This window comes from Kribbella aluminosa (assembly GCF_017876295.1).
In the GTDB taxonomy this organism is placed as follows: domain Bacteria; phylum Actinomycetota; class Actinomycetes; order Propionibacteriales; family Kribbellaceae; genus Kribbella; species Kribbella aluminosa.
In genome coordinates this window covers 2116707-2128707 of the sequence record NZ_JAGINT010000001.1, presented here as the reverse complement: position 1 = coordinate 2128707, position 12001 = coordinate 2116707, and the positions used below count along the sequence as shown (strand labels likewise).

Genomic DNA, 12001 nt, shown 5'->3' with positions numbered 1-12001 from the left:
GAGTGCCTAGGGGTTACTCAGGATTGCTCCGAAGTTCCTCGCCGACCGCGTGCATGTGGCGCAACCCCATTCGGTACGAATCGATCAGACCCGTTGAAACGTAGGGCATTCCGATGCTCTCGCAGTACTCCCGGACGATCGGCTGGGCGAACCGGAGGTTGGCCCGCGGCATGCTCGGGAACAGGTGGTGCTCGACCTGGTAGTTGAGCCCGCCCATCATCCAGTCGACGACCAGACCGCCGTTCACGTTGCGCGAGGTCAGCACCTGCTTCTCCAGGTGGCCCCAGTCGCTGTCGGCCTCGGGCATCTCCATGCCCTTGTGGTTCGGCGCGAACACGCTGCCGAGGTGCAGGCCGAAGACCATGTGGTGGACGAGCGCGAACACCAGCGCCTGGGCCGGCGACATGATCAGGAACAACGCGGTGAAGTACAGCACGATGTGCGCGGCCATCAGGCCGAGCTCGAGCTGCTGCGTACGGCGACGGGCCAGCAGGAAGCGGATGCTGGACACCTTGAGGTTGAAGCCCTCCAGGGTCAGCAGCGGGAAGAAGATCCGCGCCTGGTTGCGGGTCAGCCAGCCCTCCAGGCCCTTACGGCCCTCGGCCTGCTGGAGGGTCCAGACGAAGACGCCCTCGCCGACGTCCGGGTCCTTGTCGGTGTGGTTCGGGTTCGCGTGGTGGCGGTTGTGCTTGTCGTTCCACCAGGCGTAGCTCATGCCGAGCACGAGGTTGCCGTGCAGCATTCCGATCCAGTCGTGCAGCTTGCGCGAGCTGCCGATCTGCTGGTGCCCCGCGTCGTGCCCGAAGAACGCGGCCCGGGTGGTCAGGATCCCGAGCGGTACGGCGAGCAGCACCACCCACCAGGAGGCGCCGATCACGGCGATTCCCGCCCAGGTCAGGGCCATCAGCACCACGTTGATCCCGATCGCCATCGCATACGCCGCGGTACGGCGCTCGAGCAGGCCGGCGGCCTTGACTTCCCGCAACAGCGGGGAGAAGTCCGATCCACGGGCAGCAACGGATGACATGGTTGGCTGAGCCATCAGGTCCTCGTCTCATGAGCGGTGGAAGGCCTAGGCGTACAGCCGCGGCCAGCGTACGGCATCAACCCTCTGCGCCCTAACCGCTGAAAACATGAGAGCTACTACCCAAATGGCTGGTGGTGGCAGCCCTCCGGCCGGTGGGGAGTTAACTCCACCGCGCCTGAGCACACGCTGAGTCATGATGGGTGTCATGAGCACTGTCGCCACCACCGAAGCACCGCCGATGAGGTACCCGAAGTTCGCCCAGCCGTGGATCGCGCTGTTCCTCGCGATCCTGGCCGAGCTGGGGATCGCCCTGTTCGTGCTGAGCGTGGTGTCCGTGCCGCTGATCGCGGTCTGGGTGGGCATCCCGCTACTGCTCGTGGTCGTCCCGACCGCGCGCTGGTTCGCGAACTGTCATCGCACGATCATGGCCGGCTTCCTCGGCGAGCGGATCCCGCGGCCGTACAAGCAGCCGCCGATCCCCGGCATGCTGATGCGGCTGCGGACGATCCTCACCGACCCGCAGACCTGGCGGGACATCGCCTGGCTGCTGGTGAACGCCGTCATCGGATTCACCCTCTGCCTGCTGAGCGCCGTACTGTTCCTGGCCACACTGTTCTACCTGGTCTATCCGCTGCTCGTCGGGGTGACGCCGAAGGGCGTGTTCACCGAGCCGTTCGGCGGCCTGTTCACGGTGAACTTCTGGACCAGCTTCGTGATGATGCCGGTCGCGCTGGTCGCGTTCCTGATCTGGCAGGCGGCCGGCGAGCGGCTGCTGAAGGCGAACGCCTTCCTGGCCCGTTCGCTGCTCGGCCCGACCGAGAGTGCCAGGCTGGCGATGCGGGTCCGCGAGCTGTCCGAGTCCCGCGCCGAGACCGTCGACACCCAGGCGGCCGAGCTGCGCCGGATCGAGCGCGACCTGCACGACGGCGCGCAGGCCCGGCTGGCCGCGCTCAGCATGAACCTCGGGATGGCCGAGGAGATGGTCGCCCGCGACCCGGCCCAGGCCGCCGCACTGCTGACCGAGGCCCGGGAGTCCGCGAGTACGGCGCTGTCCGAGCTCCGCGACCTGGTCCGCGGCATCCACCCGCCGGTGCTCGCCGACCGCGGGCTCGAGGGTGCGGTCAAGGCGCTCGCGCTGACCTGCCCGTTCACGGTCGACGTCACCTTCGACGTCCCCGGCCGGCCGCACGCACCGGTCGAGTCCGCGGCGTACTTCGCGGTCGCCGAGTGCCTGGCGAACGCGGTCAAGTACTCGGCCGCCACCAACGCCTGGATCCAGATCACCCATGAGGACGAGAAGCTGCACATGATCGTCGGCGACGACGGCGTGGGAGGCGCTACCGTCAAGCCCGGCGGCGGTCTGTACGGTATCGAGCGGCGGCTGGCCGCCTTCGACGGTACGTTGACCGTGGTGAGCCCGAACGCCGGGCCGACGACCGTGATCATGGAGCTGCCTTGCGAGTCCTCATCGCTGAAGACCACGCCCTCCTCCGGGACGGCCTGATCCGCCTGCTGGAGGCGCACGACTTCGAGGTCGTGGAGGCGGTCGACAACGGGCCCCGGCTGGTGCCCGCGCTCGTGGAGCACCGGCCGGACGTCGCCGTCGTCGACGTACGGCTGCCACCGACGTTCACCGACGAGGGCCTCAAGGCCGCGATCGACGCCCGTACCCAGGTCCCCGGCCTGCCGATCCTGGTGCTCTCGCAGTACGTCGAGCAGCTCTACGCCCGCGAGCTGCTCACCGGCGGCGGAGGCGGTGTCGGGTACCTGCTCAAGGACCGGGTGTCGAACGTCGCCGACTTCCTGGACGCCGTACGCCGGGTCGCGGGCGGCGGTACCGCGATGGACCCGGACGTAATCGGTCAGCTGCTGGCCCGCAGCACCAAGGACTCCCCGATCAGCCGGCTCACGCCCCGGGAGTCCGAGGTCCTCGGCCTGATGGCCGAAGGCCGCTCGAACGCCGCCGTCGCGAGCGCGCTGTTCGTCACCGAGAAGGCGGTCAGCAAGCACACGAACAACATCTTCGCCAAGCTCGACCTGCCGCCGTCCGAGGACGACAACCGCCGGGTGATGGCGGTCCTCACCTACCTGTCGTCCCGCTGATCCTGCTGAGGAATTCTTGGGTGCGGGTTTGTTGCGGGCTGTCGATCACCTGACGCGGTGGACCGACTTCCAGCGGCCGGCCCTGGTGCAGGAAGCAGACCTGGTCGGCGACGTCCCGGGCGAAGGCCATCTCGTGGGTGGAGACGACCATCGTCATGCCCTCGGACTTGAGCTCGCGGAGCAGGTCGAGGACCTCGCCGACGAGCTCGGGGTCGAGTGCGGACGTGACCTCGTCGAGCAGCATCAGCTGCGGCGAGTTGACCATCGCTCGGGCGATCGCGGCACGTTGCTGCTGACCGCCGGACAGCTCGTCCGGCTTGGCCGACGCCTTGTCCGCCAGTCCGACCCGGTCCAGCATCCGCAGCGCCCGGGCCCGCGCGGTGTCCCGCGGCATCCGGTGCACGCGGATCGGTGCCAGCGTGATGTTGTCCAGCACGGACAGGTGCGGGAACAGGTTGTACGACTGGAACACGATCCCGATCCCGGACCGCACCTTGTCCGCGTCCACCCGCGGATCCGTGATGTCCTCGCCGGCCAGCTCGATCACGCCGTCGTCCACGGTCTCCAGCAGGTTCACGCAGCGCAGCAGCGTCGACTTCCCGGAGCCGGACGCCCCGATCAGTACGACGCACTCCCCCGCCGCGACGTCCAGGTCGAACCCGTCCAGTACGACGTTGTCGCCGTACGCCTTCCGCACTCCACGCATCGTCAGCAGGCTCATACCGGTCCGCCTCCCCCGCCGTACCAGCCCTGTCTCCGGGCGACGTAGTCGGTCAGCCGGGTCAGCGGGATCGTCAGCGCGACGAACAGCAGCCCGGCCACGACGTACGGCGTGAAGTTGAAGTCCTCGGCCGTCTCCAGCTGCGCGGCCCGGATCGCGTCGATCACCCCGAGTACTGCGATCAGCCCGGAGTCCTTCTGCAGGCTGACGAAGTCGTTCAGCAACGGCGGCAGCACCCGGCGTACCGCTTGCGGGAGTACGACGAAGCGGAGCGTCTGGCGGTAGGTCAGCCCGAGCGAACGCGCCGCGGCCCGCTGGGACGGATGCACGGACTCGATCCCGGCGCGGAAGACCTCGGCGACGTACGACGAATAGGTCAGCACCAGTGCGGCGCCACCCCAGATCACCGCCTGGTTGGGCAGACCGCGCAACTGCAGCGCCGGCACGCCGAAGCCGAGCAGGAAGATCACCAGCAGCAACGGCAGCCCGCGGAACACGTCCGTGTACGCCGCCGCGAACACCCGGAACGGGAAGAAGATCGGGCCGCGCAACGTCCGCATGATCGCCAGGGTCATCCCGAACACGACGATCAGCACCGCGCAGACCAGCATCACCCGGACGTTCAGCCAGAGGCCCTGGGCAACGATCGGCAACGCCACCCAGCCGCGGTGCACGTCGAAGAACGTCGCCCGGACCCGCGGCCAGCCGGGCGTGGAACCGATGCCCACGACAACCAGCGCGAGCAGGACCACCGAGCTGACCACGGCGATCAGCGTCGACCGCCGGGCCCGTCTACGTCGGTATGCGATCCGCTCTTGCTGGAGCTCGGACGGTTGCCATTCGTTCACGAGAGTTCGGGAGCGCCTGACTCGGTCAGGTACTGCTTCTGCAGGTTGGCCAGCGTGCCGTCCGCCTTCAGCGCGTCGACCGCCTGGGTGACGCAGCCGGTCAGCTTCGAGCCCTTCGCGAGTACGAACCCGAACTGCTCGGCCTTACCGCCCGCCGGCAGTTGGCCGACGATCTTGCCGTTGCCGAGCTGCGCCGCGGTCATGTAGAACGCGGTCGGCAGGTCCACCACGATGCCGTCGAGCTGCTTGTTCTTCAGCGCCTGCACCGCCAGGTCGTTGGAGTCGAACACGGCCGGCGTCTGCTTCGGCTTGATCACATCCCGCAGCTCGGTGTAACTCGTCGTACCGACCTGTGCGCCGAGCTTCGCGTCGACCAGGTCGGCCAGCGACTTGGCGTTCGCGATCTTGCTGCCCGCGGTGGTGATCACGGTCTGCCGGACGTCGTAGTACCCGGAGGAGAAGTCGACGGCCTTGCGGCGCTCCTCGGAGATCGACACCTGGTTCACGTCGAGGTCGAACGCCTTCGGCCCGGGTGCGAACGCCGTGTTGAACTGCACCGTCTGCCACTTCACCTCGGCCTGCCCGAACCCGAGCTTCTTCGCCAGCGCATAGGTGACCGCCGACTCGTACCCCTTGCCGTTGCTCGGGTCGTTGTTGCTGAACCACGGCTCGTACGCCGGCTTGTCGGTGCCGACCGTCAACGTTCCGGCCGTCGTCACCGCCAGCTTGTCCTTCGCGCAGGCATCCACGCCCGACGGCGTCGACGTACCGGACGAGTTGTTGTCCGCCGGCGCACACGCTGCCAGCCCCACGACCGCCAGCACGGCCAGCCCCACCACAACAGCACGCGTTCTCATGCGGAGAACTCTAGGACCTCTTCCGGTACTTGGTGGGGCTTGATCCGGTGTGTAGACGGAAGCGGGTCGCGAAGTAGAGCGGGTCGGCGTACCCGACCTGGGCCGCGACCGAGGCGACGGGGCGGCTGGTGAGCTCGAGGAGGCGGGCGGCGGCGTCGAGGCGGCGGTGTTCGACGAACTGTTGCGGGGTGACGCCGAGCTGCGCGCGGAACAGGTGCGCGAAGCGGGAGACGCTCAGGTTCACCGCCCGGGCGAGGCGCGGTACGTCGAGGTTCGCGGTCAGGTCCTGGTCGATCAGCTCGATCGCGCGCAGCAGGCGGTCGTCGATCTGCACCGCCTTCGGGTTCTGGGTGTCGCACCAGAGCAGCGCGGCCTCGAGCGAGTTCGCGCTCAGCTGCTCCGCCTGTGGAAGGACGCTGTGCTGATGCCGTACGGCGTCCCGCAGGTGGTCGGCGATCCTGTCGAAGGTGGGTGCCGCCGGGTGCAGCTGGACGATGCCCGGGGCAACTTCCGGCCAGTCGAGCAGCGGCAGCCAGTCGGGCTTCGGGTGCATGTGCGTGTACAGGAAGTGCCAGCGGTCGCCGATCGTCGCGTAGTCGTGCAGCGTGTCCGGGCGGACCAGCGTCACGCTGCCCGGCACGGCGGCGACAGAGCCGAATCGTCCCTGTCCGTCGAGGGTCTGTACCAGCAGCCAGTCGGTGGTCCCGCGCCGCCGGTAGGTCGCGTACTCAGGCCCTTCGTCGAACTCACCGACCACCAGCCGGCGCACCGTCGGATGCGGCGACTCAGCAGGATATCGAAGGTTCACAGCTCAATAGGCTATCGCCTCAGGCAGTCGTGCCACCTGATTCTGGTGTCATGACAGTGCTCATGCCACGCCTCCGGCGCGGCGGGTCATCGGGCTTCACCTCCCGGTCTTCCCTCGTCGCTCCGGTCGCTCCGCTCCCTACGCTCCTCAGTCCAGACCGGGAGGCCCGATGACCATCGCCGACGTTTACCAGCGGGACGGCATCGTCCAGGTTCCGCAGTTGCTCGAACCCGCCGAGGTCGAGCGGATCCGCAAGGTCTACATGGAGCAGGTCGAGGCCGACCTCTCACTCGCCCACGACGACGGGGTCCCCGACGACGACCCGCTGAAGAAGTACCCGCGGTTCGTGCACCCGCACCGGCGGGCCGACACCGAGGCCGGTGCGATCGCGCTCCAGCTGATGCTCGACACCCGGATCCTCGATGTCGTCCAGGCCCTGATCGGCCCGCCGCTGGGCGCCCAGTCGATGTTCTACTTCAAGCCGCCGGGCGCCCGCGGCCAGGCCCTGCACCAGGACAACACGTTCCTGCGCGCCGACCCCGAGACCTGCCTCGCAGCCTGGATCGCGATCGACGACGTCGACTCCGCGAACGGCGGCCTCCAGGTCGTCCCCGGCTCGCACCGCACCGAACTCCTCTGCCCCGAACCGGCCGACCTGGCCGAGTCGTTCAGCAACGCCCAGGTCGCCGTACCCGAAGGACTGTCCAAGGTCCAGACCAAGATGACCGCCGGCGACGTCCTGTTCTTCCACGGCAGCGTCGTCCACGGCTCCCGGCCCAACTCCACCCCCGACCGCTTCCGCCGCGCCCTGATCTTCCACTACATCCCCGAGGACAGCGTGGAAATCGCCTCCTTCTACAACCCCCTCATCCGCCCCGACCACCGAGAAACAATCCTCCCCGAAGCCCTCGGCGGCGGCCCCTGCGGCGACTACGCCGAAATGGAGCCGTAGACAGCGCCGATCGACCCAGCGGGTCTGCCCAGCGAGGTTGGCCCAGCGGGTCTGCCGAGCGAGGTTGGCCCAGCGGGTCTGCCGAGCGAGATTGCCGGCGGGCCCGGTTTCAGCGGGTTGGGGGTTCGCGGTCCTGGGACGGGCCGGAACGCCCGCCGTCCGGTACGCGCGCGCTCTCCGGCACCGGCCGCGTGGAGATCGTCGACGGCGCCGCGATGCCGGAGCCGGTGATCCGCTGCAGATCCGTCAGTCGATGGTCGAGGCGATGCCCGGACTCCCGGGCGATGAGCCGAGCGGCCGGCCGCTCGCTCTGCACCCGCATCGCGGTCTGGACCAGCTCCAGGACCGGACGCTCCAGCGCGCCGGCCCCGGTCGAGCAGCGGGACGGCGGTGGCGAGGAAGCGCTGCTGCTCGGCCGGTGTCGGCGGACGATTGCGCTCGGCAAGGATCGTCTCCCGGGCCTGGTACGGCGGCGGCATCACGCCGTCGTCCGCACGGTGATTCTCGTACAGCACGTTGCCGTCCCGGTCGACTACGTAGATGTCGTCGACGCGGCCCTGCAGCTCCAGTGCGTGCGCCGCGTCGGGCATTCCCGCATAGGCACGGTTGTGGAGTTCCGGCTCCAGCCAGCGGCCGTAGCCGACGGTGTCCTTCGCCCGCTGATACCGGTCCGCCATACCGAGCAGGCTGTTGGCTTCGTTGGTGGCGATGTAGACGACCGCGATCCGGTAGCCCGCGGCCCGCTCGGGCAGCCACAGCGGCGTGATCTGGGCCAGCCGACGGGCGATGACCGCGTCCGCCTCGGCCGGGGTCAGGGTGGGATCGGCCGTCATCGGTCGATCTCGGCGCGGAGTCGCGCCAGCAGCTCGGGGTAGCTGCGGATCACCTCGGCCCGCTCGGCCGCCGTCATGGCCGCCCGCCGGCGGAACTCGCCGTCGTAGAAGGAGCGCCTGGCCACCAGGTCGAGGCTCCGGCTGGTGCCGGTCTCCCGGCTGACCAGGGTGTTGTAGCAGGCGGCCACGGCCTGGATCAGGTCCCGGACACGCTCCCCCTCAAGCCGATCCTCGTCGCTCAGCGGCGCGCCCGCGCGACCACCGAGCGCCTCCGTGAGGTGCCTGCTCCGCTCGCCACCGTCCGGCATCGTCGGCCCCCTCTACAGCTGGTGAGGGGCAACGCTACCCCGAATCAGCTGCTGTAGTCGCGGAAGCCGCGGGCGGTTTTGCGGCCTAGGTAGCCGGCGGTTACCAGGTGTTCCAGGAGGGGGGCCGGGGCGAAGCCGGGCTCGCGGAATTCCAGGTAGAGGGTGCGTTGGATGGCGAGGGAGACGTCCAGGCCCACTACGTCGAGGAGGGCGAAGGGGCCCATCGGGAGGCGGCAGCCCAGCTTCATGGCGGCGTCGATGTCGTCGACGCCGGCGTAGTGGGCCTCGAGCATCCGGACGGCGTCGTTCAGGTACGGGAACAGGAGGGCGTTGACGATGAAGCCGGCGCGGTCGCCGCAGCGGACCGGGTGCTTGCCGGCGGCAACGGCTACGGCCGCGACGGTGTCGGCGACCTCGGCGGACGTGCTCACGGTACTGACGATCTCGACCAGCTGCATCACCGGCGCGGGGTTGAAGAAGTGCAGGCCGACCACGTCGGCCGGGCGCTTGGTCGCCACCGCCAGGTCGATGACCGGCAGCGAGGAGGTCGTGGTGGCCAGGATCGCGCCCGGCTTGCAGATCTCGTCGAACGACTCGAACAGCGCCTGCTTGACGCTGAGCTCCTCGACCACGGCCTCGATCACCAGGTCGACCGGCGAGAGGTCGTCGAGCTTCGCCGTACCGGTCACCCGGCGCAGCGCCGCGTCCCGCTCCTCCGACGAGAGCTTGCCGCGCTGCACGCCCTTCTCCAGCGAGCGTTCCAGCACCCCGCGGACCCGGTCCACCTTCTCGGTACCGCGGGCGACGTACAGGACGTCGTACCCGGCCTTCGCGAGCACCTCGACGATGCCGACCGCCATCGTCCCGGAGCCGACCACGCCGACCTGCTTGACCGGCCGTACGGCGATCTCGTCACCGTCGACGGCCGGCGTGTTCTCGTCGTCGACCACGACCGGCGAATCGGCCGACTCGTAGGTGTAGAAGCCGCGCCCGGTCTTCCGGCCGAGCAGCCCGGCGGTGACCATCTGCTTGAGGATCGGCGCCGGCGCGTGCAGCCGGTTCCGGCCCTGCTTGTACATGGTGTCGAGGATCTCGTACGCCGTGTCCAGCCCGATCAGGTCGAGCAGCGCCAGCGGACCCATCGGGTACCCGCAGCCGAGCCGCATCGCCGCGTCCACGTCCTCACGGGTCGCGTACCGGGACTCCACCATCGACACCGCGTGGTTCAGGTACCCGAACAGCAGCGCGTTCGCGATGAACCCGGCCCGGTCGGCGGCCACCACCGGGACCTTGTCGAGCCGCCGGGCCAGCGCCTGTACGTCGTCCACCACGTCCGGCTCGGTGACGACCGTCTTGATCACCTCGACGAACTCCTGCACCGGCGCCGGGTTGAAGAAGTGCATGCCGACCACGCGCCGCGGCCGCTGGGTGGCGACCGAGATCTCGGTGACCGACAACGACGACGTGTTGGTGGCGAGGATCGCGTCCTCGCGGACGATCTTGTCCAGCGCGGCGAAGATCTCGCGCTTCAGCTCGAGCCGCTCGACGACCGCCTCGATCACCAGGTCGCAGTCCGCCAGCGCCTCCATCGTGGTCGCGAACGTGACCCGGTCGAACAGCGCCTGCTGGTCCTCGACCGACAGCTTGCCGCGCTTCACGGCCCGGTCGGTGGAGTGCTGGATGTGCCCGCGGCCGCGCTCGGCGGCCTCCTCGTCACGCTCGACGCCGACCACGGTCAACCCGTGGCGCGCGAACACCTCGGCGATCCCGGCGCCCATCGTGCCGAGACCCACCACACCGACTGTCGTCAATTCCCGAGCCATGCTGTGCACTATGCCAGTCCGGACACTGGTCCGCCCATGAGATGGGTCACCGGCGAGGCCAACCTCACACGGGCTCGTCCAGCACCACCGGCGTCACGGTCCAGCCGTCGAGCAGCCACCACGGATCCGGCGCACCCTCAAGCGCGGCCGCGATCGGGCGCGGCCGTAGGTCCCGCGCGGTGAGCTCAGGCAGCGGCAGCCAGACAGGACGGTAGGTCCCTGCGCCCTGACCGGTGAACTCCGGACCGTCGCCCGTACCGAACTCGCCGCCGATCACGTCCGCGATGAAGTAGTGCTGCGTGCTGTCCCCGAAGTGCACGACGGCGATCGCGTCCCGGATCTTCACCAGCAGCCCGAGCTCCTCGTACACCTCCCGCCGCGCCGCCTCCGCCGGACTCTCGCCGTCCTCCACCTGCCCGCCGGGAAGCACGTGGTACGTCCGCCCGTCGCGCACCCGCTCGATCGCCGCGAGCCCGTCGTTCGTCAGCAGTACGACGCCCGCCCGCATCACGACCGCCTCGCCAGGACCTGGAACCACGTGCCGATCTTGGACTCCGTACGTACGAGCTGTTCCACAGTCCACCCGGATGCGGCGAGCAGGTCACGCAGCGGGCCCTCCTGCCAGAGCACGAAGTGCCGCGGGAGGTCCAGGTGCCGGCTCGACCACTCCTCGCCCTTGCCCTCCCGGGTCGCGAACGCGAGCAGCGGGGCGGTCCGTGCCGATCTCCGCAGTACGTCGGCCAGCTGAGCCCGGTCGAAATGCAGGAACACCGCGCTCGCGAACACCGCGTCGTACGGGCCGCCGTACTCGTCGCTGAGCGCGTTCAGCTCGTCGGCGGCGTACCCGTCGGCGCGCATCATCTCGACGAACGCCCGGCTCGCGTCGGTACGGCGTACGAGGTAGCCGCGGCGCTCGAGCTCGATCGCGTCCCGGCCGGTGCCACTGCCGAGTTCGAGCACTCGTCCGCCCGGGGTGATGCGGGCGGCGAGGAGGTCGATCAGGTCGTGGTTGGCGTCCTTGGGGATCGTGTCGCGGAACTTCTCCGCGGCCTGGTCGTAGGCGGCCAGCGTGAGTTCGTTGTCCGAGGCGACCCGGGTCCAGCCGTCGCCGGTGTGTTCGACGACGGCGGGCAGCTTGAGGCCGAGGTCGAGCCCGAGGACGACGACGGTCTCCCCGCGGTGCAGGTCGGCGATCGCCTCCAGTTCCGCGTCCGGGTGCTCGGTCAGCTCGGGTACGACGGTGAGCCGGACGCCGAGGTGCTCCGCCAGCCGGGAACCGGCCGCCGCCTCGAACGGGCCGGCGTACACCTGGGCGACCCGCTCGCCGACCGCCGGGTTCTGGACGTCACCCGGCAGCAGCAGGATCCGTGCGGGACACATCAGATTCATCGGGCGACGTACTCCAGGGCCTCGGCGGCGTACTCCGCCCAGACGGCGGACCGGTCGAGCGGGATCTCCACCCACTCCTTCATCGGCCTACCCATACCCGGATCGAACTGTTCCACTCCCTCGAGCGCCAGCGCCCGCTCCCGCGGCTCCGGCGGCAGCTTGAAGGTCATCGCGTCACCGAACATCCCCGCGAGCACCTTCTTCCCGATCTTCAGGCACGGCATCCCGAACATGCTGCCGCGCACCACCCCGGCCGCCTCCAGCCCGGCCGCGACAGCGTCGTACGCCGCGACCGCCTCGTCGCTCACCTTCGGCATCATGCTCACCACCCT

At 69.3% G+C, this 12001-nt stretch carries 14 protein-coding genes; 3 read left to right on the top strand and 11 right to left on the bottom strand.

The window, feature by feature from the left end; all coding sequences use genetic code 11:
- Positions 1–13 precede the first annotated feature (13 nt).
- Positions 14–1042, bottom strand: coding sequence for a fatty acid desaturase family protein (locus JOF29_RS10385; RefSeq protein WP_209693994.1), 1029 nt, complete (start codon positions 1040–1042; stop codon positions 14–16).
- Positions 1043–1232: 190 nt separating this feature from the next.
- Between JOF29_RS10385 and JOF29_RS10380 the strand changes: the two genes are divergently transcribed.
- Complete coding sequence (locus JOF29_RS10380; protein WP_209693993.1) at positions 1233–2531, top strand: sensor histidine kinase; 1299 nt, start codon at positions 1233–1235, stop codon at positions 2529–2531.
- Positions 2483–3130: a response regulator gene (locus JOF29_RS10375; RefSeq protein WP_209693992.1), complete on the top strand. Its 648-nt coding sequence runs from the start codon at positions 2483–2485 to the stop codon at positions 3128–3130. Before JOF29_RS10380 ends, JOF29_RS10375 begins: the two co-directional genes overlap by 49 nt.
- On the opposite strand, the gene JOF29_RS10370 is transcribed toward JOF29_RS10375, so the two are convergent.
- Genes JOF29_RS10370 through JOF29_RS10355 form a run of 4 tightly spaced genes read right to left on the bottom strand, consistent with a single transcriptional unit; the run spans position 3108 to position 6364 of the window.
- Positions 3108–3851 (bottom strand): amino acid ABC transporter ATP-binding protein, encoded by a 744-nt coding sequence (locus JOF29_RS10370; protein ID WP_209693991.1) that lies wholly within the window; start codon positions 3849–3851, stop codon positions 3108–3110. The genes JOF29_RS10375 and JOF29_RS10370 overlap by 23 nt on opposite strands.
- Positions 3848–4699 carry an amino acid ABC transporter permease gene (locus tag JOF29_RS10365; RefSeq protein ID WP_209693990.1) on the bottom strand — a complete coding sequence of 284 codons (852 nt, stop codon included), beginning with the start codon at positions 4697–4699 and terminating at the stop codon, positions 3848–3850. The genes JOF29_RS10370 and JOF29_RS10365 overlap by 4 nt, the downstream gene beginning before the upstream one ends.
- Positions 4696–5556 (bottom strand): ABC transporter substrate-binding protein, encoded by an 861-nt coding sequence (locus JOF29_RS10360; RefSeq protein ID WP_209693989.1) that lies wholly within the window; start codon positions 5554–5556, stop codon positions 4696–4698. Before JOF29_RS10360 ends, JOF29_RS10365 begins: the two co-directional genes overlap by 4 nt.
- Before the next feature lie 10 nt (positions 5557–5566).
- On the bottom strand, positions 5567–6364 hold the full coding sequence (locus JOF29_RS10355; RefSeq protein WP_307863244.1) for a helix-turn-helix domain-containing protein: 798 nt from the start codon (positions 6362–6364) through the stop codon (positions 5567–5569).
- 169 nt (positions 6365–6533) lie between these two features.
- Here JOF29_RS10355 and JOF29_RS10350 point away from each other — a divergent pair, with 169 nt between their 5' ends.
- A complete protein-coding gene (locus JOF29_RS10350) occupies positions 6534–7316 on the top strand; it encodes a phytanoyl-CoA dioxygenase family protein (protein WP_209693988.1) in 783 nt (260 codons plus the stop codon).
- Here JOF29_RS10350 and JOF29_RS10345 read toward each other — a convergent pair.
- The 6 genes from JOF29_RS10345 to JOF29_RS10320 form a co-directional block, all read right to left on the bottom strand.
- Complete coding sequence (locus tag JOF29_RS10345) at positions 7295–8149, bottom strand: zeta toxin family protein (protein WP_209693987.1); 855 nt, start codon at positions 8147–8149, stop codon at positions 7295–7297. The genes JOF29_RS10350 and JOF29_RS10345 overlap by 22 nt on opposite strands.
- Positions 8146–8457: a hypothetical protein gene (locus JOF29_RS10340; RefSeq protein WP_209693986.1), complete on the bottom strand. Its 312-nt coding sequence runs from the start codon at positions 8455–8457 to the stop codon at positions 8146–8148. The genes JOF29_RS10345 and JOF29_RS10340 overlap by 4 nt, the downstream gene beginning before the upstream one ends.
- A 44-nt stretch (positions 8458–8501) precedes the next feature.
- Complete coding sequence (locus JOF29_RS10335; RefSeq protein WP_209693985.1) at positions 8502–10280, bottom strand: 3-hydroxyacyl-CoA dehydrogenase family protein; 1779 nt, start codon at positions 10278–10280, stop codon at positions 8502–8504.
- A gap of 64 nt (positions 10281–10344) precedes the next feature.
- Positions 10345–10818 carry an NUDIX hydrolase gene (locus JOF29_RS10330; protein ID WP_209693984.1) on the bottom strand — a complete coding sequence of 158 codons (474 nt, stop codon included), beginning with the start codon at positions 10816–10818 and terminating at the stop codon, positions 10345–10347.
- The gene (locus JOF29_RS10325; protein ID WP_209693983.1) at positions 10788–11669 is read right to left on the bottom strand and encodes a class I SAM-dependent DNA methyltransferase; all 882 of its coding nucleotides are present in this window, start codon (positions 11667–11669) and stop codon (positions 10788–10790) included. Before JOF29_RS10325 ends, JOF29_RS10330 begins: the two co-directional genes overlap by 31 nt.
- Positions 11666–11989: a hypothetical protein gene (locus JOF29_RS10320; RefSeq protein WP_209693982.1), complete on the bottom strand. Its 324-nt coding sequence runs from the start codon at positions 11987–11989 to the stop codon at positions 11666–11668. Before JOF29_RS10320 ends, JOF29_RS10325 begins: the two co-directional genes overlap by 4 nt.
- Positions 11990–12001 lie beyond the last annotated feature (12 nt).